Here is a 24,887-nt window from a genome sequence, read left to right on the forward strand (position 1 = left end):
ATGTACGTCAATCTAGGAAGTGGTTCTAGCTTCACGGCTTTAGTTGCTGCATGCTCAAAGCCATGAGATTGACTGACCAGCTAGGACAAATGGTATGGTTTAAAATAAAAACGCCCAAGCATCGTTGGGCGCAAAAATATACTTGTGTCAATATGGGTTAATACCCTCTTGGTTTGCCGAGTTGCCCCTTATGAAAACAAACGTTCGAGCTGATCGCAAAGCTGAGAAATATTGACATGATCGTGCTCAATCGTTAGATCGACGTACCCATCTCCCCTAAACGCTCTGTCAAGCTCAATCAAAACATGGGTTTTATGTGCCTCTGGCACAAAAGAAAGTTCAACTTCTTGTAAACCAAACAGAGAACGTGATTGTGGCCTATATTCCAGTTCTTGATAGCAACCAGAGACAGACTGAAACTCTGATGCTCGCAAGTAGCCTTTTTCCACATCAGCCTTAACCAAGTTAAAGCCCAAACGTTCCATCGCTGTCATACATGCTTTAACAGCTTCGTTAGGATAAATATGCAGTGCATCTTTATCTGTAGGGTCAAGAGCTAAATCAATGTCCAATCCAGTTTCGACCCAAACATGGCAGCGATTAAATCCAGCATTAATCTCTGTGATTGGGGTTTCTGAATGAAGCCTTGCCTCAAACGGGATCACCTTTTGCTCCCCAGGCTCTATTGTAAAGCTCCCGCCTACTCGCCATCGGTCAATAACATGGTTGGTAAAGTACTCACCGTCTTCACCTTCAACTTTTACTCTCGTTAATAGCGCAAGCTCAAGGCCAGTTACCTCTTGGCTAACATCACCACCCTTTACTACAATTTGCGCTTGAAACTTCTGTCCCGGGTGCAAATGCTCTGTTTCCAACACAGTATCAACTTTTGCCGCACCGATACCGACAGATGCTAGGATCTTCTTAAACATTACGTCTCCTGTCCGGTATGTCCTTACCAGCATCATAACCATATTTTTTCACACTTGTCAGCGAAAATTTATAATTTATATATCAGGATGTTTTGATACACTGCTGTTATCTTGGATTAAAATATTAAGTTATGGAACTGCTCTATTTTGCTGTCGCGTTTGCATGTGGGTTTTCAGTTTACCAGTTGAAACTTCCCCCTCTCATTGGTTTTTTAATGGCTGGCTTTGTCTTAAACTTGCTCGGTCACAAAACCACAGATCTACTCACCCAACTCGCTGATCTTGGCGTCACACTGTTATTATTTAGTATCGGTTTGAAATTACGTGTTGGAAACCTAATCAAACCACAAGTTTGGGCACCAGCTAGCATGCACATCATCACGAGCAGCGCATTCTTTGCAAGCCTTTTACTGATGTTAGGTGCGATGAGCTTACCACTGTTTACTGAACTTGACTGGCAAAGTGCATTGCTTGTGGGTTTCGCCTTTAGCTTCTCTAGCACGGTGTTTGCGGTAAAGGTCCTCGAGGAACGAGGAGAAATGGCAAGCCTACATGGTAAAATATCGATTGGTATTTTGGTTATGCAAGATATTTTTGCTGTTATTTTTCTTGCGGTTAGCACCGGGAAGGCACCAAATATCTGGGCGTTAGCATTATTGATCACACTACCTTTGGTTCGCCCCGTGATGTTTTGGATATTGAGTCGCTCGAAACACGGTGAGTTACTCCCTCTATTTGGCTTCTTTTTTGCCTTAGTGGCAGGTTATCATGCCTTTGAGTTTGCAGGTCTAAAAGGTGACTTAGGCGCACTAATAATGGGCATGATTTTCGCACCTCATAAAAAGGCGGGTGAACTTTCTAAGGCGCTGCTCAATGTGAAGGACATTTTACTCGTCGGGTTTTTCTTAAATATTGGCTTGAATGCCACTATCACATTAGATGCGTTACTTATCGCTATGTTACTTGTGCTGGTATTGCCAATAAAAGTGTCTCTATATTACCTATTCACCAATATGTTTAAGCTACGTGCTCGTACCTCCTTGTTAAGCGCTTTTACCTTAACCAATTATAGTGAGTTTGGCCTTATTGTTTGCGCTGTAGCTTCAGCATCTGGCGCTGTTGCTGCTGATTGGTTAGCCGTTGTTGCTATCGCCGTATCTATCACCTTTGTCGTTGCATCCCCTTTGAACAAACGCTCAAATGAGATATATGTCAAGCTGGAGCCTTGGCTATTAAAATTTGAAAGCCAGGATCGCTTAGAAGAAGAGCTTCCTGTTAATCTTACCGATACTAAGATTGTTATCTTTGGCATGGGCAGAATTGGTACTGGTGCCTATGAAACCATTCAAGCAAGCTTTCCCAATACCGTCGCAGGCGTAGATATAAAACCTGAAGTAGTAGACAAGCACGTATCTCGAGGTCGTAGAGTATTAACTGCCGATGCCACAGATCCTGATTTTTGGCAGCGGGTAAATCACTCTGAAGTAGAAATGGTCATGCTGGCGATGCCTAAACATATGCAGAACATTTACGCCTTAGAGCAGCTGAAAGCATCAGGATACGATGGACAAGTTACCGCTATTGCTAATTATCCAGATCAGCAAAGAGAGTTAGAGGAAATGGGAGTAAATTCTACCTATAACTTCTACCTAGAAGCTGGTAGTGGTTTTGCAGAGCATGTGAAAGAAAAATTGTTCACTTAAATTCGGTAATCAGTTCTCAGTATCATTATTGGTACTGAGAACTATTTCCATATTCATATCATTAAGTTACTTCTAGACGTCTATTCTATTATTTCATTCTACTCATTATTCGATTTACAAAGCTTTACATCCAAGATGGTAATTGACACCAACTTCAGAGTAAACTGGACACATCGGATTTGCCGTAAGTATCTATTTTATGAACATAAATTGATAATTAGTGGCTTTTTTACTTCTGCTCGCCGGATTGTGAGCAAGCTATACCTTTGGGGGTTTCATGATGAAAAATAAATCAAATGGTCAATTTTCTGCAGTAGTGGATGATGTCAAGGCTGCGCCTTTTTCAGACCTCCAAGATAGACTTGATGCAATACAGGACGGTGGAATGACAGCGCTAACAATTCGCAGTGTTTTGTTCCATAAAATGCTAGATCTACACTCGGTGCCGTCAGATCACTTTCTAAGAGATCAAGAAGCACCTAGCGGACTAGAAGATCCAAAAATGCTGATAAAAAAGCTAAATGAGTTGGGATTCTACCGCAGTTCGGCTTCACAGTTACATTAAAACGATTTAGGGAGCCTACTCTCCCACATAGGCTGACAATGCCCGTCGTCAGCCTATTTTCCTCTTTCTATCTTCAGTTCCTTTTGCCTTATCAACCTGAAATCTTACAATTAGCGAGGCTTTAATGGGGGATGATTTTTCTTGTTCTTTGGCAGCAAGGTTTTCCAAGCCAGCTTAAAAGGCTTTAAATAGATAGCCGTTAAGGTGTCATGACCTGCATCATATTGTCCAACACCAATCGTTATTTTTCCTGCCTTGGAAGCTTTAATCAGTGAACCATACATTCTATCCCAGATGGCCAAAGCAGATCCTAAATTGGTATCAAAGTGCGCAGGGTTATCACTATGGTGCACCTGATGTTGTGCAGGACTAATAAACCACCCCTCTATCTTATCTCCCCAACTCAGCCAAATATGAGAATGCCGTAAATTGGCACCACAAATATTAAAGATAAAAACAAACGCGTTCGCACCAAGAATATCGTACATACTGAGGCTACTACCGAATACATAGTATCCGCTACCAACGACAATTCCTTGGGTAAGCGCCATACGGCACGCATATAGGTAACTCTCAATAGGGTGAGAGCGATAGATAGTAAATGGTGTTAATACACTTGCAGAATGATGTACTTTATGAAATTCCCATAAGAATGGAATTTTATGCAGCATAAGATGTAATAGAAAACGGGTTAGATCGTCTACTATAAATAAAAATAAAGTGAAGAGTAATACAACTACCCATTCGGGTGCGTCCAAGTGTAATGCAGGACCAAACATCGCTTCAAGTGCACTAGACAGAGCGAGCGCTACAGGCACCATAGTCAATACGATTGGCGTAAAAGTCGCAGCTTTTATTAAACGATTAGTCACGAGCAAACAATAATCTAATTTTGCACTTTGACACCACCATACCCGCTTGGGGAACATAAATCTTAAAAAACCTTTGCCGCTTCTAGCTTGCTCTGCTGCAAAGTACACGGGAATCGCCATTAAGATAGCACTAAACAAATATGGCAAATACACTCTCTTATTAGCATCAAATAAATAACCTGGGAGATCGATAATGCTTTGCCATAGTTGCTCTAACATAGTTACTTCCATCACAAAATAATAATATGCTCAACTGGGCGGCTCTAGTATAAGAGCCGCCAAAAGAAAGCTTAGAATTGGTACTTATACCCCAAACTAAACTGCCTAGGCTTACCCGGGCGTGCACCATAAGGTCGACGACTGACGATTTCTGTTTCGTCAAAAAGGTTGTCTACTTTCGCATATACTTGGCCATATCGACCTAATTCATAGCTGGCTGATATATCAACAATCGTCGTATTAGGCACTTCTGCGCCCTCTAGTACAAGCTCGAAGTCTTCTGTACTTCTGCCCGCAGCTTCAGACATTTCACTGATGTATTTCACCGCTACATTTACTTTCCAGTCACTTGCAGCTAGTCCTATATTAAAGGTTGCTTGATGCGATGGTAAGTATGGAAGCTCATCGCCCGCTTTGATATAACCCCACTGAGCGAATGTTGTAGCACGCTCATTTTGGAACTCACCTTTGGTATAGGTGTATGTCAAACTATACGGAATATCTATCTGCAGATTTAATGGGTAACGCTGTGCAAACTGCATTTCTAGACCATAAACATCAACTTCACCACCACTAAACTGTTGGTCTTGCTGATCGTTTACGCCACAGTTCGATTGACCGCAGCTTTCGTTCAAGTTTTCATAGTCATTAAAGAAGCTCACAATTTCAAACTGCGTTACGCCATCATTAAAGCGACCACCAAACTCATAGTTGACACTTTTCTCTAACTCTATATCTGGATCTTGCAGTGGTGATGAAGGCACAAACCCTTGATGCACCCCGAATAACAGACCCGCATCATCAGAGAGTTGATAAAAACCACTAAGGCTTGGTAACCAAATTCTAGTTGTTTTATCAATCCACACATCTGCGTCTTTGTTATCTTGATATGACATATCCATCAGCTCACCACGCAAACCCATACCGAGAGTCAAGGCATCAAGTTGCACTTTATCTTCGATGTAGACTGACCAAGCCTTGGTGTTTTCTGTGTTGAGAGAAGTGAACTGTTTCGACCCCTCAATCAGTGTCGAGATCCCATTTTCCATGGCATAGGCTTGTTCAAAATGCTTGCGCTCAATTTCATCTTCATGAAAACGAACCCCGACTGAAATATCGTGAGTCAAGCCAAACATTGTTAAATTACTATTAGCGTCGACTTGCAGCCCTTGAGAGAAATACTCGCGGTCATTGGTTCCCATATTCAAGAAAATATTTGAGCCAGCCACAACGGAGTCTCGTGCCCCTGTGATCACACCATATTCATTTGCAAACGATTCTGGGTTTGCAATAATTTTGGATAATGAAGCACCACCTTTAGCGCCTACACCATTGAGCTTTAGCCATGCACGCTCATAGTCATTGCGATAAAGTCTTGTGGTCACGTTTACGCCGTTACCGTCAAGTATATGCGAAAGCATGATTTGGGAGTGCTTAGTATCCATTTCAGCAGGCTGAGAAGCTGCGTATCGGCGGTAAGGATTTTGAGCAAAGTCTTCCTCTGTTAAGCCAAGGTATGTTTCATCAGATAGTTCATCTGCATAGCTTAGCTTCAGACCAAACGTGTGGTCATATCCACCTTGAGAAAGTTTATAATTAAACTTTGCCAATATATCATTTTTTTCAAACCCAGTATCTCCACCGCCATCTAGCTCTTTAAAACCATCGGCTTGCAGATTTACCGCTTCAAATAGGAAACCAACATTATTTACCACTGAGCCGTAGTAACCATGTGCTTTGGTGTAGCCGTCACTACCAACAGCCACGTCGATTCCGCCTTCGGTAAACTCAGGAACTTGACGGGTTACTAAATTAAGTGCGCCAGCTACCGTTTGTGGGCCATGTTTAATTGCCGCTGGTCCTTTAAAGACTTCCACAGCGGTCATTCTGGTCGGTACAGGAAAATAATAGGCAGCGGGAGCCGAGTAAGGAGATGGGCCGATTAACACGCCATCTTCCATAATCGTGATCTTCTTGCTGCGCTCTGGTGTCACACCGCGAAATCCAATGTTCGGCCTCAAGCCATAACCATCTTCTTCACGGATATTAACGCCAGGCACGTTCGACAGAATACGGTGAATATCATCATATTCATATTCCGCCAGCTGCGCTTCTGAAAGCAAAGTTGCAGAGCCTGCTTCTTTTCTCAGTTTATCATGATGGCTAATAATAGAGATATGTTCTATATCTTGTTTATCGTCTGCAGCTTGTGCTTGAGGTAGCGCGATTATCACCGCTGCCGCCAGTAAAGATTTCTTTATTATAGTGTGTTTAGTCATTGTCACCTGCCGAAGTTTTTGGAAGCTCTAATGCAAGTTTCTCAATAAATTCTGTTTTCAGATCGTCAGTTACCTTTTTAACATCTGAGTGTGCCTGCGTAACTTGTTCAGCAGATGTCGCGAGCTCTGCTTTTAAGCTCCCCGTCATTGCCAACAAAGTTGCTTCTGCGGCATCAAGACCGGCAAGCATACGCGCCTTGACCTCATCACCTTCCTCAGCTTCGAGGAAGTCGTCAAAGCCCAGCGTATTTTCTGGATCTTGACCATTACCTGTAAAAATATTCCTAAATGCACGAATATTCGCCAGTAGGTTTTTTTTTGAGTGTTCAGCAATTGGCGACTCAACCGCTTCTGGGCACGCTTCTAATCCACAAGCATTCGGAAAGCCCAAACCAAGAGGCGTCGCAATTTTGCCGTCTTTGAGCTCTTCAGTCATATAAAAAAGTGCTTTGGAAATTTCATTAAGTGCCAAATGTGGGGTGTCAAATGCTGAGCCTGGTTGACCCGCATTCAGTAGTTGCTTTGCGTAGCCATTATCACCACTCCATTGAGTGAGTAACGTGTCGCTATGCCCTTCGATGTCTTTAGCAACAGCCGTTGCAAATTCGCAGCGAGCAACACGCTTTTCTTGATCAGGACGGTTATTCCATGGTGCCAGTGCATCATTCACGGTTGAACAATTATGCGCAAGGTTGGTGCTAAATAATAAGTGTTCAAGTGCAGTTAACCCTTTGCGATTCGCGGTACGCTGTGTAATGTCGTAAGGGTTGTTGCTATTCCCATTAATCACACCAGCTTCAAAATACACCACATCTAAATCTATGTCACAAAGAGAGCCCGTTGCAGGCCAAACATAAATATTATTTTTTAATTCTTTACTGTTGGTGGTAAGAGGTCCCACCTGCATCAACTCAACGTATTGCCACCCCATCATGGCTGCGCGCCAGCTATCTTGAGCTCTTTGCTTCAACGTCGCTACATTTTGTGCTGAGTTTTTTTCACCTGAACAGTAATTTGCAACTTCCAGCTGTTGCGTTACAGCCAGTTCGTTAAACTGTGTTACCGCTGGGGTCAGCACATTGTTTACCAAATTAGCAACCAAAGCAGCTTCATCAAACTGTGTCGGTAAGGTCGGGTTGTCAGTGCCTGAATTGTCATTGTCTTTTACCCCAGACCCTTGACTGCTTGAAGTGCTTTCTCCACAGCCCGACAATATTAACGCGACCGCAAACGCTGCGGCGCTTAAACGTGTAGATACTCTCATTAGCGTTCTCTATTATCTATATACAACAAAAGGTTAGCTGATACATCGGCTAACCTTTTTACGTTATAAAGCAAAGTGTAGATTACCAGTTGGCAACATTCTCTGCATCAAAGCCATAGGCATTTGCAATAATGCTACGAGCTTCTAGTAATGCGCTCTTATATGCTTCTACTTTATCAGCAGCAAGCTCTGGCTTATCACCCATTAGCTCATGAATTTTAGCAAAGTCAGCGTCTGTTACTGGAGAAAATGGATTAAACTGGAAGTTCAAAGCAAATCCTTTCATCTCAGACCAGTGCTTCGCGACAGTATAGAATTTATCAGCGTCAAAATTACCAGATGCAATATCGTCTAAATCGCCGTCATCATCAGAGATTGTGTCGTTGATGTAGTGTACAACTGTTGCTGCAATTGACTTTTCCCACGCAAGCAGTGCTTGGTTACGCAATGTCTCTAAACGCGCTTTATCTTCGTCTGACCACTGAGCAACATTAGTACCAAAGTTATCTGCGATAAGTTTACGTGCTTCAATAAAGGCTAGCTGAGCCTCAGCTGTAAGATCTGTCGGTTTTGTGTTTGACTCTGTACCACGGTCTCGCTTCGCAGCGTTAGTTGAGTTACCAAAGTTATACTCCGACAGTAGGTTAATTTTACCGTCTTTGTCTAAATCATGATAACCACTGCTATATGCTTCACGGCCGCCTTTTCCTGCAATTTCATCATCGGTGTAATCAAGATAGTCGATAGCAGCGCCAAAGTATCCATAACCTTCGTCAAACTTATGCTCTAGGTCAGTGTAGCTCTTGCCATCCGCCAGTGCTGCATTATTTGCTGATTTATCACCAATTAGTAAGTCATCAAGGTAGTCATCTGCTGCTTGGGAAAGAGATACTGCACCGTTTAAGTGCTTTTGTACCAATTGAGCTAAGTCTAGGCCGTCTGGTGTCACGTACAATTTATTCAGGGTCACTTTTGTGCCGTTGTGCTCAGCTTCGATGGTCGAGCCATTTTCAAATTGAGTCAGTTGAGCTTCTAGCAGGTCTAGATAATGTAACACTAGGCCTTCAGGAGTTTTCGGCTGCGTGCCAAAATCATTCCAGCCGACCATATTGCCGTTTTCTTCCCATGCCTTGTGCATGTAAGTACTGTCGCGACCTGCAATTTTGCCACCTTCACCAGCTACTTTTTTAAGTGAGCTAGAGATTTGTCCAAGTGTGGTTTGTTGTGCATTAATTGCTGCAGCAAAGTCAAGTGTTTCGTCAAGTACCACTGCATCTGTTGGCATTAAGAAGCTTTTGATTTGTGCTATTGCCGCAGCCGCTGTTGTCTGATCTGCCGCATTACCAACCGTTTCATTGTTTAACTTACCCATCAAACCCTTAATATGAACCATTGCTGCATGACGAGCAATCTGCCCTGAGTAAGATACCGAAGAAGCACCTTGGGTGTTGTTGAAAGCATAACGGTTAACACCTGTTTTATTTTCTTCGCTGATTTGCTGAACTGAAATCTCGGTTTCAACTTCTGTTTTTGCACCTTTGCTGTCAGTTGCAGTAATAGTTACTGACACTTTTCCGCCCTCAACCTGCTCAAAGTTTAGCGCGTTTGCAGCTTTCAGTTTTACTACACCTTCCACTATCTCAAAGCGATTATCTGAGATAGTCAAAGTCAACGCATTAATTGCATCACTATCGTCAGCGAAAGAAATATTTGCAACCGCAGCGCCGAGACTGTCTTCAGAAACTGAAGCGCTTTCAACTGTAATAGTTGGTGCAGCATTAGTAGCCGGTGGGGTTGTGTTGGTATTGTCATTATTGTTTGAATCGTTGCTAGAAGAGCTCCCACCACATGCAGTGAGGCCTAAAGTAGCAGCAAGGATAGCAGTCGTTAACAGAGACTTTTTAAGTGCCATTGATTTGTTCCTTTGAGACTAATTATGTTTATATTTTTTCATAACTAGGCGTAAAGTATACACACACCTAAATAGCAATCAATATTATTTGCATTGTATAAATAACAATTTTTCCAACTTTGCTACCTTGATACACTTCTGCAAATCACCGTAGCTGTGGAATAAGATTGATATTATCTAATAAAAAACAACAGCATAAACTTATTAAAATAAGTTTATGCTGTTGTTCAATCGATTAGTTTAACAAATTTGTACGAAGTGTATCTTCGAAAAATTCGAAGTATCTTTTGCGCTAAATCAAATTATATTTTGCTAGTTCCAGACATCTGTTACAAACAAGTAACCTTGGCGCCATATTGTTTTTATTTTTTCAGGCCGACTTGGGTTGTCATATAACTTTTTGCGAAGGCGGGAAATTCGAACGTCTATTGTGCGTGTGTCTGGTCGGTAATACTTACCCAAAATCTGTTCATATACAAACTCCCTTTTCACCACTTTGCCACCGTTACTGGCGAGTAGCCATAATAATTCAAACTCATGGGTGGTCAGATCGATGCGCTCTTGCCCATAACTTACCCGACGCGTATTTTTGTCTATATGCAGTTGACCAAAACTTAATTGTTGCGGTGTATCATCATAATGTGCATTCGCTGACTGCCTTCTGAGCAGAGCATCAAGTCTTGCTCGCCATAATCTAGGCTTGGCATCTTTAGAAATAACTTCATCTGCACCTAATTCTAAAAACAAGCTATGAACATCTTCATCATCGCTATCAAGACTCACAATAACAGGCGCTTTAAACTTTTGTCTAAACTGGTTAATTGAGTCACAGGTCGGTACAGACGCAATAGTCTGATCCAACACAATGCCGTTTATCGACTTACCAGAAAGGCCATTTAATTGACCTAACTCTCTTAACAACTCAACTGTATAGCCCTGCTCTTCGAGCATTTTTTGTTGCGATGTCAATATATTATTATTGCTTTGTGCAACCAAGATAGTAGACACGGACGCACCTCATTCATTCAACATGGATGGGCACAGTGTAGTCACGCAACCTGAATGGATGCTTTACAGCTTAAATAATCCTTTTGCCGTACCCCAAAGGGCTTTTACTACTGGGTCATATAATCTTTTATTCTTAGTTACAAGCCCTATTTCGATCTCATCCGATCTAAGCTGTAGCAACTGAACTTGATTTTTAAATGGGCTTTGGCTGATCACAATCTCTGGCACACAGGCAATCCCAAAGCCCAAACTTGCAAGTGCAACCATTGCTTCATGGCCCGAAACATGCGCATATACTTTCGGTGAAAAGTTGTACTTTTTGCAAAAGAGATCAATACGCTCTTTTAGTACGCCTTGCTCTGGCATGATAAAAGACAGGTGCTGCCAAGGCATTTCACCCTGACTATGTGTTTCAATCAACTGTTTCAGCGGGCAATCCATCGTTGGGCCAATAAAGACTAACCGTGAACGCCCGATTGGTAAATACTCAATGCCACTTGGTAAGTGTTTGGGCTTAACCGCGACAGCAACGTCCTCCTTACCACTGGCAACCTCTGCAATAGAATGAGCCGGATCTCCGGTAATCAAATTCAGCTCAACGTTTGGATATTGTGCACGAAACTGTGCAAATAAATCATAAATAAAGCTGTATGTCGCGGTTACCGAGCAAAACAAGCTAAGCTCACCGGTTAAAGGCTTATCATCATCCAAGCACTCGGTTTTAAATTGACGCCAACTCGCAAGCGTTGACTGAGCATAGTGCACAAATGCTTTGCCTTGCTGGGTTAATTCAACCGTTCGGTTGTCTCGTAAAAATAAAGCGGCACCAACTTCTTCTTCTAATTGTTTAATTTGTCGGCTTAAGGTCGGCGGACTCACAAAGCATCGTTCACTTGCTCTTGAAAAGTGTAATGTATCTGCTAGCGCCAAGAAATATTTTAATTGTTTATGGTTCACGGTATTTCACCTTTTGAAACACTATGGTTCAAATATATCATTTTACGTAATTAAAAGTTAGCCCTACTCTGAGCTTAATTTATTTCTATCCAGAGTCAGGAAATACCATGTCGAATTACTTTAATACTTTATCTTTACGTGAGCAATTGGCTCAACTTTCGCAATGTGAATTCATGGATCCCAAAGAATTCGAACAAGGTGTCGACGTGCTAATCGGAAAGAAGCTAGTCATTGTCGGCTGTGGCGCACAAGGCTTGAACCAGGGGTTAAATCTACGTGACTCGGGGCTCAATGTAAGCTACGCGTTGCGTCCTTCTGCCATTGAAGAAAAGCGTCAATCTTTTTTAAACGCTTCAGAAAATGGATTTGTAGTAGGCACGTATGAAGAATTGATCCCGGATGCTGACTTAGTACTTAATTTAACGCCAGATAAACAGCACACCGCGGTAGTTAATGCAGTTATGCCGTTAATGAAACAAGGTGCAACACTCGCTTATTCTCATGGCTTCAATATCGTCGAAGAAGGCATGCAGGTGCGTGAGGACATCACTGTCATTATGGTTGCGCCAAAATGTCCTGGCACTGAGGTACGCGAGGAGTACAAACGTGGCTTTGGTGTACCTACGCTGATTGCAGTTCATCCAGAAAACGATCCTCAGGGTAAAGGTCTGGCACAAGCTAAAGCTTACGCAGCAGGAACCGGTGGCCATCGTGCCGGTGTGTTAAAATCTTCATTCATCGCAGAAGTAAAATCGGACTTGATGGGCGAGCAGACTATTTTATGTGGCATGTTACAAACTGGCTCACTGCTATGCTTTGATAAAATGGTCGAAGAAGGGCTCGCGCCTGGATACGTATCGAAACTAGTACAATACGGCTGGGAAGTCATCACTGAAGCACTAAAGCATGGTGGCATAACCAACATGATGGATAGGCTTTCAAACCCTGCAAAAGTAAAAGCATTCGACTTGAGTGAGCAACTAAAAGCGCTGATGCGCCCTCTGTATAACAAACATATGGATGACATCATCAGTGGTGAATTCTCTTCCGGTATGATGGCTGACTGGGCTGAGAATGACACAAAATTACTCACTTGGCGCGCTGAGACCGCACAGACAGCATTTGAAAAACAAGCCAATGCCGATACTGAGATTTCAGAACAAGCATTTTTTGACAAAGGTATTTTAATGGTGGCAATGGTAAAAGCAGGTGTAGAGCTTGCCTTTGAAACCATGACAGCCGCGGGGATCATTGAAGAGTCTGCGTACTATGAATCACTTCATGAAACCCCATTAATTGCCAATACTATTGCGCGTAAAAAGCTATTTGAGATGAACCGAACTATTTCCGACACAGCTGAATATGGCTGCTATTTATATAACCATGCCTGCTTGCCTTTGTTAAAGCCCTTCATGGAGGCCATTACAAAACAAGAAATTGGTGAGGGGTTAGCTGGCGATGATAATTATGTTGATAACCAGAAGCTCATCGCGGTCAATCGAGCTATCCGCAATCATCCGGTAGAAAAAATTGGTGAAACACTGCGTGGTTACATGTCTGAGATGAAGAAAATCGTGTAATCAGTATAGATAAATTTGCAACAAATACAGTTCGCTTGTTAGTAACCAAGGCCGCCTTCTTCCCTGAGATCGTGGCCTTTTATCACCTACTCTCAACCTTAACTCTCATTTATCTCATCATGATTTAACACTAAGTTCTGATATTAACGTTATTTTATAATTCTAAATTATTTTTTCGAAACTAACGCCGTTACTTGTTCCGAGCTGGTTATTTACTATGCTAGAATAATCGGTTCCACGGGATTACACACACAAATCGAATGCAAAACACAGGCTTAACAATTACTCAGAGAATTACCCTGTTGGGTAGTATCATTGCGATTGCTGTCGCTTGTTTAATCGGGTTTACCTCGCTTTACAGCGCCAAGACATTAATCAACGAACGAATGATGCAGTCGGAGTTACCTAGTAAAATCGAAAGCATCAACAAGTCGTTACACATGCAAATAGATACACTAAAAAACGCAGCTCAACAGCTTTCTAGTAACCTGCTTATCACACAAGCAGCAAAACAAAATACCTTAGATGAGCAACTGTTGATTGACGAACTCAAGCGTATCGCAGCGCAATATGACTTGGTTACAGCATCTTGGGCAAACCGCGATACCCGCCAGTATTGGAATCAAAAAGGCTTTTTACGTGTCTTAGACCGGCAGCAAGATGGTTGGTTTTTTGGCTTTACCAACAGCGCTGAAGCTTACTCAATCAGCATCTACCAAGAAGCACCAGGGGATGTGAAGATGTTCGTTAACCACCAGCAATTAGCTGGGGTAGGTTTAGCTGGACTTGCAAAAAGTATTGACGATATGCAGTCAATGCTCGCCAACATGAAAATCGAGCAAACAGGCTTTGTATTCGTTGTCAATAAAGAAGGGGTTGTGCAATTGCACCCTGACGCAAGCAAAGTCGCAAAATCTTCACTTGAGGATTTCTATGGCCAACAAAGCCATGACCTAACTTCATCAAGACAATTTATTGTTAAGGAGCTCGAAGTTGATGGCGAAGCTAATTTAGTTGCCGCAAGCCCAATTCCAGAGACCGATTTATTTGTGATTGCTCAGGTCCCAACCAGTGAAGTTAACAGTGGGATCACGGCCCTGCAATGGCAAATCATCGGCTTTTCGCTGGTGATAGCTTTAGTTGCCAGCATCATTAGTATGTTATTAGCTAAAAATCTCAGTGCACCACTGAAGAAAATGGCTGAACTTTTCGAGCAGCTAGGAAGTGGCAATGCAAAACTAAACTATCGCTTGCCAGATTCCGCACAGCCTGAATTGCAAGCGCTAGCTGGCGGCTTTAATCAGTTTATTAGTAAAATTGAGGAAGCGATCCACTCAGTAGCTGAAGAGAGCCGCTCAATTCGTATTACTAGTGAAGCTGTGTTTAAACAAAGCCAACAAAACTCACAATCTTTGGACGATCAAAAGTCACAAACTATGTCTGTTGCTGCCGCGATTAATGAGATGGGTGCAACAGTACAAGAAATTGCCAGCAGTGCAACGAGTACAGCCAAGCTCACTGAGCAAAGTAAAGCTTCAACCAAAGACAGCAGACTGGGTGTTCAACAAAGCCAAGAAACACTTCATCTATTGGCTGGAGATATTGATAATATGGCAGGTCAAGTGGCGACATTGGCACAAAAGACCCAATCAATTGCTAATATTGTTGACGTCATTAGAGGGATCTCTGAACAAACTAACCTGCTTGCCCTAAATGCGGCAATAGAATCAGCTCGAGCCGGTGAACATGGTAGAGGGTTTGCAGTAGTAGCAGATGAAGTGAGAGCCTTAGCAAGTCGAACTTCACACTCTACAGATGAAATTCAAGCAACAATCTCTGAACTCACTCAAGTATCTGACAACATAGTCAATCAAATACAGCAGTCTAGCACTCAAGCGGAGCAAAGTGTCCAAACTATGCAAGCCTCAGTAGAGCTAATGCTTGAGATTTCAGAAACTGCAAATCAAATAAACGACATGACTGCATTGATCGCAACAGCAACGGAAGAGCAAAGCAACGTAGTGGCCGATGTGGGTCGTAACATTGAGCAAATTAGTGAAATTAGTGATGCTGTAATGAATAAACAGCTCGACACTGAACAAGCGATTCAACGTTTAGCGGATTCTGCCAAAACGCTGGATGACTTGGTCGCCAGCTTCTAAACAGCCAAAGTAACAGCGCCTGCACCACATTGTGTGGGCGCACTTTTATTGGGTACTCTCCCCGTTGTTACATCAGGTAACAAATATAGTCGCGCATTCATAGCGCTTTTAGTCTACATTCATAACTAGAAACAGTTAATCTGTGACTTGATAAACCAAAATCGATGATACCATTTTAGCGTTCTATCAAAATAATATATGGTGGAAAATTCGACACCGACTGCCTGAAAAGCTTATAGTAAAAACTTAATTGGAATATTTTTTTAGCTCATTCGGATAACTACTTTAGCGATATCAGGACACGATAGCGGAGTTATCGAGTTAGTTACAGCGAATAGAACACTGCTAGGAGGTTGTATGAAGGCGGTTACTCAGTGTTTAGTGGTTATCCTAACGGCTTTACTCAGCGGGTGTAACAGCACACCCAAAGCGACTATCGATACCTCAATTCTAAACTCAACACATCACTTTAATATCCAACAAGTTGAATCTCACAAAGATGTTTTTCAGTTGAATAATGAGATCAAGGCTAAACTAGAGCACTACTTCCATAATGAAGAAATTGGGGTAAAACGTGCAAAAATGCTAATGGAGTTTTTGGTCAATAGCGGAGATGATTCATTATCCTATTTATCAGGTGCAAACCTAACCGCTAGCCAAGCATTCAGTAGTATGAACGCCAATTGTTTATCGCTGTCAATTCTAACACATGCCATCGCAAAACAAGTGGGGTTGAAAACTCAGTTTCAGCGCGTACATATCCCAGAATATTGGGATGAAAGCCAAGGCTATAGTCTGCTCACAGGCCATGTAAATATAAAAATATTTGAAGTAGACAATACTCAAGATGCTATTAAAACCCTATATGTAAAACCCACCTCGGTAACCGTTGATTTTGATCCAAACAGTCGAAACCAACACTTTAGCACCAGTTCAATCTCGACAGGCACTATTTTGTCTATGTTTTACAATAACAAAGGTGCAATGGAGATGATCAAAGGCGATCTAGATATGGCGTACAGTTACTATCGTGCGGCGATAGAGAGTGACCAATATCACGATGGAGCTTGGGGCAATCTCGGCATTCTCTACCGGATCACAGATCAATACCAGCTTGCGGAGCGGGCTTACCAGCAGGCCATTGCAATTAATAAGGATAATCGTAATGCTCTTGGCAATTTAGCAAAGCTATATTATTTAACCGGAAGAAACGATGACGCAAAGACGATTGAAAGAAATATTCACGAACAAAGAAAAAACAACCCTTATTATATGCTGGTGCTAGGCAACGAAGCATTTAACAGTGGTGATTTTAGCCGCGCTAAGCATTTTTACATACAAGCAAGGGAGCTGGATAAAAACCTTCATGAAAGCTATTTTGGCTTAGCTAAAGTTGCTTTTGCACAAAATGACAAAAAAGCTGCGGACCGATACCTAAAAAAAGCATATAACACAGCATCATTCGAGCACGACAAGCTGCGTTATGAAGGAAAGTTAGCACTACTCAAAAGTATCGCAAATAACCAACCTTCTGAAAACAATAATAAAGAGAGGTAAACTTCGTATGTTAGGACGTAACTTCGGCATAGCTTGTGCGTGTGTCCTATTCGTCTGGGGGTCACTACCAAGCGTTCAAGCTCAAAGTGGCTCACTGATAACCGATTTAGAAACGCTCACAAGTGTCAGTCATCGTGGAAGGAAAAGTGGTAGCAAAAGCCCAAACATTAGCGCGCGGTATATTTATGAGGCCTTTCGGGCGTCAGGCGCCAATCCTAAATATCAACAATTTACTTTTAGAGCGGGCATTTTTAGCAAAGATACCGGCCATAATGTCACCGCTACTCTCCCCTGCACACAGCCTCGATGTGACACCCCGATTGTGATCAGCGCTCACTATGATCATTTGGGCACGACGGGAAGAAAGCACTACCCAGGCGCAAATGATAATGCCTCGGGTACAGCCGCAATGCTTTACATCGCAAGACAACTAGCTAAAACGAATCGCTCTCGAGATATTTTATTCGTCGCAACAGATGCTGAGGAGCGCGGCCTTCATGGGGCTAAGTTTTACGCCAAACAATTAAACCAAGACATCGCCGTTAATATTAATTTAGATATGTTAGGAGTAAACAAGAGCAACCGCCTATTTGCGTTATTTTCTCCAGGGTTTAGTCAATTCAAATCGCAATTAAAGAGTATGAAGCAAGCACCGCTGAAATTAACTGTCGTTTCATCACAGCGACAAATGGCACGCTATGCCGATAACCCCAGTATCGATTGGCATAAAGCCAGTGATCATTACGCTTTTTATCGCAACGGAATACCCTATATTTATTTTGGTATTGGAGAGGACAAGCATCACCACACTACCAAAGACACTGTAAAAAACATGGATATTGATAAATATCAGGCTGGGGTTGCGCTCATCAGTGACTTTATTTTATCGTTGACACGCTCTCCTTTAGACTCAACCAGCTGAACCTTTTGAGCCTTGGTGAGCTGCTTAACTTGCCACTCGAGTTTGGAGGCATGCCTTCTAGAGCCCACAGCAAATTGGAATTTAAGGACAAGAGGTCCTTTTCCTCTTAGGTTTTTTGCTCCTTTACCGCTTTGGTGTTGATGAAAACGCCTCTCTACATCAGTCGTGATACCGGTGTACCAATGCCCAAAGCGTGTTTCTATAATATACAAACTCCACACTGCCTGATGATCTGCCTTGTCAGTTTGATTAAGTAAAGCTTGCCCAAGCAATTTACTTACCTCCTTAATTTGCACCTAAAACGGTTTTTTGCACCTATTGCAACTTACAGACGAACTTTTTACACTTAACGCAGTCCAAATCCGCTAAGAGACTTTACCTTCTCTGTGCAATCGGTATCATGCTAACAACTGATAATAAGGATACACAATTTCATGCTGTCTAATAAAACCCTTTCTGTTTGGCTCAGCGCTGTAGTTATGACTGTGTTTTTGTCTGGCTGTTCAAGCTGGATTTATCGCATCAACGTGCCACAAGGTAATTTCTTAGAGCAGTCAGATGTAGATAAGCTTCGAGTGCAAATGACCAGAGAGCAAGTATTATATGTACTCGGCACACCATTGGCGAAAGACGCGTTTAACAATAATATCTGGCACTATCAATATGTGTTTAATATTGATAGACCATCAGAGGTAAGAAAATCATTCAGTGTCTATTTTGAGAATGACAAGCTAGTGCGGATCAGTGGTGACTTTGAAGAACCTGAAGAATTTAACACGCCGCTAGATTCATAACTAGTCGGTCAGTATTTCGTAGTCAAAGGGGAAATGATTTCCCCTTTTTTAATGCTCAACACCCATTCAGTACTTGAAGCTAAGTAACCTGAGCTTCGGATAATTAATACCTTTCTAGCAGCCAGTTAGCGTCAGATTTACTCTTTCAAATTGAGCAAGTATTAAGTCTAATTGGTATTATTTCCAGGTGTCGTTGGACGACCTCCAGTGATTTTACTCGCTCGCCCTTCCTCTTTTGCTTTTTCTGCTCGACGTCTGCGCGCTTCTTTTGGATCAGCTATAAGTGGACGATATATTTCTATTCTATCGCCATCATTCACTACTTGATGTAGCTTCACCGTGCGATTCCAAACTCCGAGCGTTAAATTATTTGCATCAATCTCTGGACACTTATCCAATATGCCCGATTGTAAAACCGCTTGCTCAGCCGAGGTTCCCTCTGGTACGTCAACTGACACAGATGTCGCTTTGTCAGGTAATGCAAAGACCACTTCAACTTTTATCATTATCTTGCTCCGTACACGATTTTAGCACGCTGAGTAAAAGCAGATACCATATTTTTGGCTACTTCATTGAATAATTTACCAAATGCCATTTCTATCAATTTACTGGCAAATTCAAACTCCAATTTTAAGCTCACCTTACAAGCTTGCTCATCCAGCTCAGTAAACTCCCAATAACCATGCAGTGATTTAAATGGGCCGTCAACTAAGCACATTCTCACACGATTACCATCGAATTCATTTTTGGTGGTAAACCATTTTTTTAAGCCTGCTTTTGATATTTCCAAGCTAGCAGTCATTCCCTGTTCATCGCTATTGATCACCTTGGCATCTGAGCAATGAGGTAGGAAATTAGGGTACGCATCAACATCATTCACAAGTTCAAACATTTCTTTGGTGCTATACATCACCAAAGCACTTTTTTCTATCTGTGGCATAGACACTCCAACTCTTAATAAGGGGATTTTATCAAGGTTTTGCAGATTTATCTTGTTTGCAGCCACTGACTAGGTAAAAATACACCACATTGATGAAAAAGCGCTGTCTTAAAACAGGATTTATAGGTAGACTAAGCCATTATGGCAAAGAAAAATTCAAGTAAATCAAATAGCAATACTATAGCGCTAAATAAAAAAGCGCGTCACGAGTATTCACTACATGAAAAGTTCGAAGCAGGTATCGAATTACAAGGCTGGGAAGTAAAGAGTATCCGTGCCGGTAAGGTTAATATCTCAGATACTTATATCCATATCAAAGATGGTGAAGCGTATTTGTTGGCAAGTCAGATACAGCCATTAAATAGTGCTTCAACCCACGTGATATGCGATCCACTTCGTTATCGTAAACTACTACTAAATAAACGCGAAATCTCTCGTCTGATTGGTGCAACAGAACGTGATGGCTACTCTTTAATCGCCACAGCAATGTACTGGAAAAAGTGCTGGGTCAAACTTGAGTTTTATCTTGCAAAAGGTAAAAAGCAACACGACAAGCGTGCCGATATAAAAGACCGCGACTGGTCACGAGATAAAGAACGCTTAATGAAACATAAAGTGCGTTAAAGTACAAAACATTAAAAAAGCAGGCCTAGCCTGCTTTTTTATGTCTGATACACAGTGTATAAACTTAACCTTTATACTTTTGCATCACGAGCGTCGCATTTGTACCACCGAAGCCAAAGCTGTTCGACATCACGGTTGTTAATGCACCGTCACGGCGCTGCGTTACAATATCTAACCCTTGAGCTTGCTCGTCCAGTTCATCAATATTGATCGACGGTGCAATAAAGTCATTTTCTAACATTAACAAAGAGTAAATAGCTTCGTGTACACCAGCTGCGCCAAGCGCATGGCCTGTCATTGCTTTAGTTGCACTAATAGCTGGTGAGTTTTCTCCAAATAGCTCTTGAATTGCGCCAAGCTCTTTTACATCACCGACTGGCGTTGATGTACCATGCGTGTTTAAGTAATCGATTGGTGTATTTATGTCTTGCATCGCTTGCTTCATACAACGCACGGCACCCTCACCTGAAGGTGCAACCATATCATACCCATCTGATGTTGCGCCGTAGCCAACAATTTCAGCATAAATGTGTGCGCCTCGTGCCAGAGCATGCTCCAACTCTTCGACCACAACAATACCGCCACCACCAGAAATGACAAAACCATCTCGGTTTGCGTCATAAGTACGAGATGCAAGCTCTGGTGTCTCATTATACTTGGTTGACAATGCACCCATTGCATCGAACTCCATTGCCAGTGTCCAATGCAGCTCTTCACCACCGCCGGCAAAAAGTACATCTTGTTTGCCTAACTGAATTTGCTCAACCGCGTTACCGATACAATGCGCAGAGGTCGCACATGCAGAACTGATAGAATAATTTAGGCCTTTAATTTTAAATGGAGTGGCCAAACATGCTGATGTTGTACTAGCCATAGTACGCGGAACCATATAAGGCCCAACGCGCTTAACTCCTTTCTCTCGACAGATGTCAGCAGCTTCAACTTGATACTTAGATGAACCACCACCAGAGCCGACAATTAAGCCGGTGCGTTCATTTGATACCTGTTCTTCTGATAAACCTGAATCTTCAATTGCTTGCGCCATCGCAATATAAGAAAACGCTGCCGCGTCTCCCATAAAACGGTGTGCCTTACGGTCCACTAGAGATTTTACGTCAATATCTATATTACCAGACACGTGACTACGTAAGTTGTTATCTGCAAACTCCTGATTAAAAGCGATGCCGCTTTTACCAGCTTTTAATGACTCTAAAACTTCTTGCTTGTTGTTGCCGATGCTCGAAACGACACCGATCCCCGTAATAACGGCTCTTCTCATGGGTATATTCCCTTCGATATTACAAATTATGCGTATTATACGCTGAATTCTAGCGTCAAGTGGTCAGCTTTCCAGCGTACACATGTACTCTGAACCTAAATAAACAAAAATGCAACCAGACTATTGCGCAGAAAGTCAGTAAAATACACTATAACAAGTCAGATATAGAGTCTTTCATGATAAAAAACGCTCAAATACACTTCAATGATGCAGGTACACCAGTTGCAAATAGTTTTGACGATGTCTATTTCTCTAATGATGATGGCCTAGCCGAATCACATTATGTTTTTTATACTCAAAACCATATCGACGAGCGATTACAAAATCATGGCAAAGATCGATTTGTCATCGCAGAGACGGGTTTTGGTACTGGTTTAAACTTCCTCAATGCTTGGCATCAGTTTAACCAGCGTAGCAAAGACGCCAGTGTTAACCAACTTCACTTTGTATCTTTTGAAAAGTATCCAATTCATATCGATGATTTAGTTAAAGCACTTCAAGCTTGGCCAACTCTAGCGCCACTTGCCAAAAAACTTTGCCAACAATACCCTATGGCACTTGAAGGCTGCCACAGGCTAGAGTTTGATAGTGGCTCAGTGACATTAGATTTATGGTTTGGAGATATTCACGATAATCTACCGCAGATAAGTTTTGAACAAAACGGGATTATTGATGCTTGGTTCTTAGATGGTTTTGCGCCGAGCAAGAACCCTGACATGTGGCAACAAAGCTTATTTAACGCCATGGCTAATATGAGCCGAGACAATGCAACTTTTGCGACTTTTACTGCCGCAGGTTTTGTCCGTCGAGGACTACAAGAAGCAGGGTTTGAGTGTAAAAAAGTAAAAGGATTTGGCCGCAAACGCGAAATGGTTGTGGGCAAGCTCAAACACGCAAATCAACAATCTAATACGCCACAATATTACTCTGTTCAGCCGCGTCAGCTTAATAATATAGCAGTGATTGGTGGTGGTATTACGTCGAGCTGCTTGCTCTACCATCTCAGTAAAAGAAACCTAAATGCAACACTATTTTGTCAAGATGATGACCTGGCAAAAGGCGCATCACACAATCGCCAAGGCGCTGTTTATCCGAACTTACAAGCAGATAACACACCACCAAGTGAATTTTACGCTCATAGCTTTTTGTATGCTAAGCGTCTATATCAACACCTAGCAAGCAGTGGTTATGAATTTGCTCACGACTGGTGTGGTGTACTACTGCAATCGGTAACCAAGGCTAAACAAACGCAACACCAAAATCTAGTCGATAAAGCAGCCTGGCCACATGCTTTAGTATACCCAGTAGATAGCGAGCAAGCGTCGGCTATTGCTAACACACAGCTACCATACGGTGGACTTTTTATTCCCGAAGCAGGATGGTTAAACCCAGCAGAAGCAACAAAAGCGGTGTTTGAGGCCGCCCATGCCCTTACGCCAATCGAAACACATTTCAATACAGATATTATCAGGCTAGAAAAAGTGACCCAAGGCTGGATACTTCATACCGAAGAGCAGACGTTTGGACCTTTTTCAGATGTCTTTGTCTGCGGTGGCGAGCACTCAGATCGCTTCGAACAGACTCAACATGTGCCACTGCATGGTGTTCGTGGTCAAGTTTCTCATATTGAGGCTGGTCAAGCGTCCAAGGCACTTACAACTGTACTTTGTCATAAAGGTTATTTTACCCCCGCGATGGACGAGCTACATTGCATGGGAGCCACCTTTGATAAAAACACTAAAAGTCGGGCAATAAAGGATGAGGACAATGTGACCAACCGTGCACAACTTGAAAACTTTTATCAAGGTACCGATTTGGTAAACAGCCTTGGTGATATTGTCTCAGAAAAGGCTGCGGTACGTTGCTGCTTCAACGACCACTTACCTATGCTTGGTCAAGTGCAACATAATGAGGAATTTTGTTCCGCATTTGCCAATTTACGAAAGGGAAAACACTACGGCTTTGATGAAGCTGCGCAGCCCTATCAAGGAATTCACATTGTTACAGGTTTTGGCGCTCGAGGACTGTGCAGTGCACCACTTGCGACAGAGCATTTAGTTGCTGGTCTACTTGGCGAGGCAAGACCGTTTAGCGAGCGTGTTCATCAAGCCATTCACCCAGCGAGGTTACTTGTCAGAGATCTGATCAGAAAAAAAATTTGACATTAGTTTGCGTAATAAACCTAAGCTGTGGATAAGCAATGTGCATCCCCAGCTCAGGTTGCTTGATAAAAAGCGCGTACAAGTACGCACTTTTACTGTCTACCTTTTATTAAGTACTCTTATTCACTCAATTGAGCGACTGTTAAAGGAATATATTGTCATTCCTTAATAAATGTAAAAGCACTTTTCGACATTTCTCCTTTCTTGTCACCACCATCGATGAGCAGAGACTGGAAATTGTACGTATACTGGCCGGCTGGCCAATAGGCAGGAATAGTGAAGTAACGACCGGTTTGAACATACTCTTCTTTTGGTGCCAGCTTGATTTCTGATGTCCCACCTAAATTATATGCCGTACCATCTGGCATGGTGATATATTCCCATGCTTCAACAGTTGCTCCTGTCTCTTCTTGGTTAGCGATGGAGTAAGCATAGTTTATTGTGCCACCTGTTGCTGCTATTTGCTGGTTACCCGCTTCAACGCTGGTAATTACGGACGTTGTGTTTCCAACAGTAAAGTTCGTGATATCTGCGTAGATAAATGAACGATTGTACTGGACTAAAGCTTCAGTCCAAACAAAATAATTTGGTGCTACATTCCAATCAGATATTAGTTTTACATCACGCAATTCATCAGTGATTTGCTTAAACTGCAGGTAAAAGTAGATGCTCTCACCGTTATTTGTCACTGCGTTTTTTGGAGAAAAGTTCGTATTGTAATGAACTTCGTTATACTCCGGGAACTCCATTTTGTTTGACTCGATTTTATGTACTGTGCCACCAAGGTTTTTATTTGAAGCTGTTAACCCACCTTCAAAACTGGCAGAAAAATAACTGTTAGGATTACTATCGACATAGTAATTATTCACTAATTCTGCCTCGGTGTCGTATGCAATCGTAAAGTTTAAGTTCTCTCCATCTTGTACCTGTGGACTTTCAGTACCGCTAGGAGTTTGTACAGATCTAACTTTTGCATCAAAGTGTACAGTTATAATTTCAGCAGATGCTGATATAGAAAACAACAAACAAGAAATTGATAAGTAGGCGCTTTTTCGATTAAACATTAAATATTCCCTTTATAAGTTTTGTTAAATACCCATTTGATTAGTTAAGCAGTCTATGTTGGGAAGATGACCCCCAGTCTATACAGCATAGC

The 24,887-nt window shown here is 42.2% G+C and carries 21 protein-coding genes; 9 read left to right on the forward strand and 12 right to left on the reverse strand.

Translation table 11 applies throughout. The annotated features are described in order from the left end of the window. Positions 1-188 precede the first annotated feature (188 nt). Complete coding sequence (locus F9Y84_RS08665) at positions 189-932, reverse strand: sporulation protein (protein WP_125252858.1); 744 nt, start codon at positions 930-932, stop codon at positions 189-191. Positions 933-1,063: 131 nt separating this feature from the next. On the opposite strand from F9Y84_RS08665, the gene F9Y84_RS08670 reads away from it, so the two are divergent. Together F9Y84_RS08670 and F9Y84_RS08675 are read left to right on the forward strand one after the other, a co-directional pair. After that, positions 1,064-2,635 (forward strand): cation:proton antiporter family protein, encoded by a 1,572-nt coding sequence (locus tag F9Y84_RS08670; RefSeq protein WP_128729845.1) that lies wholly within the window; start codon positions 1,064-1,066, stop codon positions 2,633-2,635. 277 nt (positions 2,636-2,912) lie between these two features. Beyond that, positions 2,913-3,200: a hypothetical protein gene (locus F9Y84_RS08675; RefSeq protein ID WP_125252856.1), complete on the forward strand. Its 288-nt coding sequence runs from the start codon at positions 2,913-2,915 to the stop codon at positions 3,198-3,200. Between the two features lie 110 nt (positions 3,201-3,310). Here the strand turns inward: F9Y84_RS08675 and F9Y84_RS08680 are convergent, their stop codons facing one another. The 6 genes from F9Y84_RS08680 to ilvY form a co-directional block, all read right to left on the reverse strand. Next, a complete protein-coding gene (locus F9Y84_RS08680) occupies positions 3,311-4,291 on the reverse strand; it encodes a sterol desaturase family protein (RefSeq protein ID WP_125252855.1) in 981 nt (326 codons plus the stop codon). Positions 4,292-4,362: 71 nt separating this feature from the next. Then, a complete protein-coding gene (locus F9Y84_RS08685) occupies positions 4,363-6,570 on the reverse strand; it encodes a TonB-dependent receptor family protein (RefSeq protein ID WP_147390662.1) in 2,208 nt (735 codons plus the stop codon). Further along, positions 6,563-7,834: an imelysin family protein gene (locus tag F9Y84_RS08690; protein ID WP_147390661.1), complete on the reverse strand. Its 1,272-nt coding sequence runs from the start codon at positions 7,832-7,834 to the stop codon at positions 6,563-6,565. The genes F9Y84_RS08685 and F9Y84_RS08690 overlap by 8 nt, the downstream gene beginning before the upstream one ends. Before the next feature lie 82 nt (positions 7,835-7,916). Continuing rightward, positions 7,917-9,746 (reverse strand): DUF4856 domain-containing protein, encoded by a 1,830-nt coding sequence (locus F9Y84_RS08695; protein WP_147390660.1) that lies wholly within the window; start codon positions 9,744-9,746, stop codon positions 7,917-7,919. A gap of 312 nt (positions 9,747-10,058) precedes the next feature. After that, positions 10,059-10,754, reverse strand: coding sequence for a response regulator transcription factor (locus F9Y84_RS08700; RefSeq protein ID WP_147390659.1), 696 nt, complete (start codon positions 10,752-10,754; stop codon positions 10,059-10,061). A gap of 63 nt (positions 10,755-10,817) precedes the next feature. Then, positions 10,818-11,711: an HTH-type transcriptional activator IlvY gene (ilvY, locus tag F9Y84_RS08705; protein ID WP_125252850.1), complete on the reverse strand. Its 894-nt coding sequence runs from the start codon at positions 11,709-11,711 to the stop codon at positions 10,818-10,820. Positions 11,712-11,818: 107 nt separating this feature from the next. Here ilvY and ilvC point away from each other — a divergent pair, with 107 nt between their 5' ends. The 4 genes from ilvC to F9Y84_RS08725 all read left to right on the forward strand — a co-directional run bounded on the left by ilvC (position 11,819) and on the right by F9Y84_RS08725 (position 17,932). Further along, positions 11,819-13,291 carry a ketol-acid reductoisomerase gene (ilvC, locus tag F9Y84_RS08710; protein WP_147390658.1) on the forward strand — a complete coding sequence of 491 codons (1,473 nt, stop codon included), beginning with the start codon at positions 11,819-11,821 and terminating at the stop codon, positions 13,289-13,291. Positions 13,292-13,551: 260 nt separating this feature from the next. After that, positions 13,552-15,453: a methyl-accepting chemotaxis protein gene (locus tag F9Y84_RS08715; RefSeq protein WP_147390657.1), complete on the forward strand. Its 1,902-nt coding sequence runs from the start codon at positions 13,552-13,554 to the stop codon at positions 15,451-15,453. Between the two features lie 357 nt (positions 15,454-15,810). Then, entirely contained in the window at positions 15,811-17,010 is a 1,200-nt protein-coding gene (locus F9Y84_RS08720; protein ID WP_147390656.1) for a tetratricopeptide repeat protein, read from the forward strand. Between the two features lie 7 nt (positions 17,011-17,017). Then, positions 17,018-17,932 carry a M20/M25/M40 family metallo-hydrolase gene (locus F9Y84_RS08725; RefSeq protein WP_147390655.1) on the forward strand — a complete coding sequence of 305 codons (915 nt, stop codon included), beginning with the start codon at positions 17,018-17,020 and terminating at the stop codon, positions 17,930-17,932. Here F9Y84_RS08725 and F9Y84_RS08730 read toward each other — a convergent pair. Continuing rightward, the gene (locus tag F9Y84_RS08730; RefSeq protein ID WP_208723418.1) at positions 17,860-18,204 is read right to left on the reverse strand and encodes a GIY-YIG nuclease family protein; all 345 of its coding nucleotides are present in this window, start codon (positions 18,202-18,204) and stop codon (positions 17,860-17,862) included. The genes F9Y84_RS08725 and F9Y84_RS08730 overlap by 73 nt on opposite strands. A gap of 162 nt (positions 18,205-18,366) precedes the next feature. Between F9Y84_RS08730 and F9Y84_RS08735 the strand changes: the two genes are divergently transcribed. Beyond that, positions 18,367-18,726 (forward strand): outer membrane protein assembly factor BamE, encoded by a 360-nt coding sequence (locus F9Y84_RS08735; RefSeq protein WP_125252845.1) that lies wholly within the window; start codon positions 18,367-18,369, stop codon positions 18,724-18,726. A gap of 167 nt (positions 18,727-18,893) precedes the next feature. On the opposite strand, the gene F9Y84_RS08740 is transcribed toward F9Y84_RS08735, so the two are convergent. Continuing rightward, entirely contained in the window at positions 18,894-19,232 is a 339-nt protein-coding gene (locus tag F9Y84_RS08740) for an RnfH family protein (protein ID WP_125252844.1), read from the reverse strand. Next, positions 19,232-19,666 (reverse strand): type II toxin-antitoxin system RatA family toxin, encoded by a 435-nt coding sequence (locus F9Y84_RS08745; protein ID WP_128729854.1) that lies wholly within the window; start codon positions 19,664-19,666, stop codon positions 19,232-19,234. The genes F9Y84_RS08740 and F9Y84_RS08745 overlap by 1 nt, the downstream gene beginning before the upstream one ends. A 141-nt stretch (positions 19,667-19,807) precedes the next feature. On the opposite strand from F9Y84_RS08745, the gene smpB reads away from it, so the two are divergent. Beyond that, positions 19,808-20,290: an SsrA-binding protein SmpB gene (smpB, locus tag F9Y84_RS08750; RefSeq protein ID WP_099640520.1), complete on the forward strand. Its 483-nt coding sequence runs from the start codon at positions 19,808-19,810 to the stop codon at positions 20,288-20,290. A 64-nt stretch (positions 20,291-20,354) separates the two neighbouring features. Here the strand turns inward: smpB and fabB are convergent, their stop codons facing one another. Then, positions 20,355-21,569, reverse strand: coding sequence for a beta-ketoacyl-ACP synthase I (fabB, locus tag F9Y84_RS08755; protein ID WP_147390390.1), 1,215 nt, complete (start codon positions 21,567-21,569; stop codon positions 20,355-20,357). A gap of 176 nt (positions 21,570-21,745) precedes the next feature. Between fabB and mnmC the strand changes: the two genes are divergently transcribed. Continuing rightward, a complete protein-coding gene (mnmC, locus tag F9Y84_RS08760) occupies positions 21,746-23,731 on the forward strand; it encodes a bifunctional tRNA (5-methylaminomethyl-2-thiouridine)(34)-methyltransferase MnmC2/FAD-dependent 5-carboxymethylaminomethyl-2-thiouridine(34) oxidoreductase MnmC1 (protein WP_147390389.1) in 1,986 nt (661 codons plus the stop codon). Positions 23,732-23,889: 158 nt separating this feature from the next. Here the strand turns inward: mnmC and F9Y84_RS08765 are convergent, their stop codons facing one another. Continuing rightward, positions 23,890-24,795, reverse strand: coding sequence for an RbmA family biofilm matrix protein (locus F9Y84_RS08765; RefSeq protein WP_147390388.1), 906 nt, complete (start codon positions 24,793-24,795; stop codon positions 23,890-23,892). Between the last annotated feature and the right edge of the window lie 92 nt (positions 24,796-24,887).

Source organism: Pseudoalteromonas peptidolytica, assembly GCF_012641745.1.
Classification (GTDB): Bacteria; Pseudomonadota; Gammaproteobacteria; order Enterobacterales; family Alteromonadaceae; genus Pseudoalteromonas; species Pseudoalteromonas peptidolytica.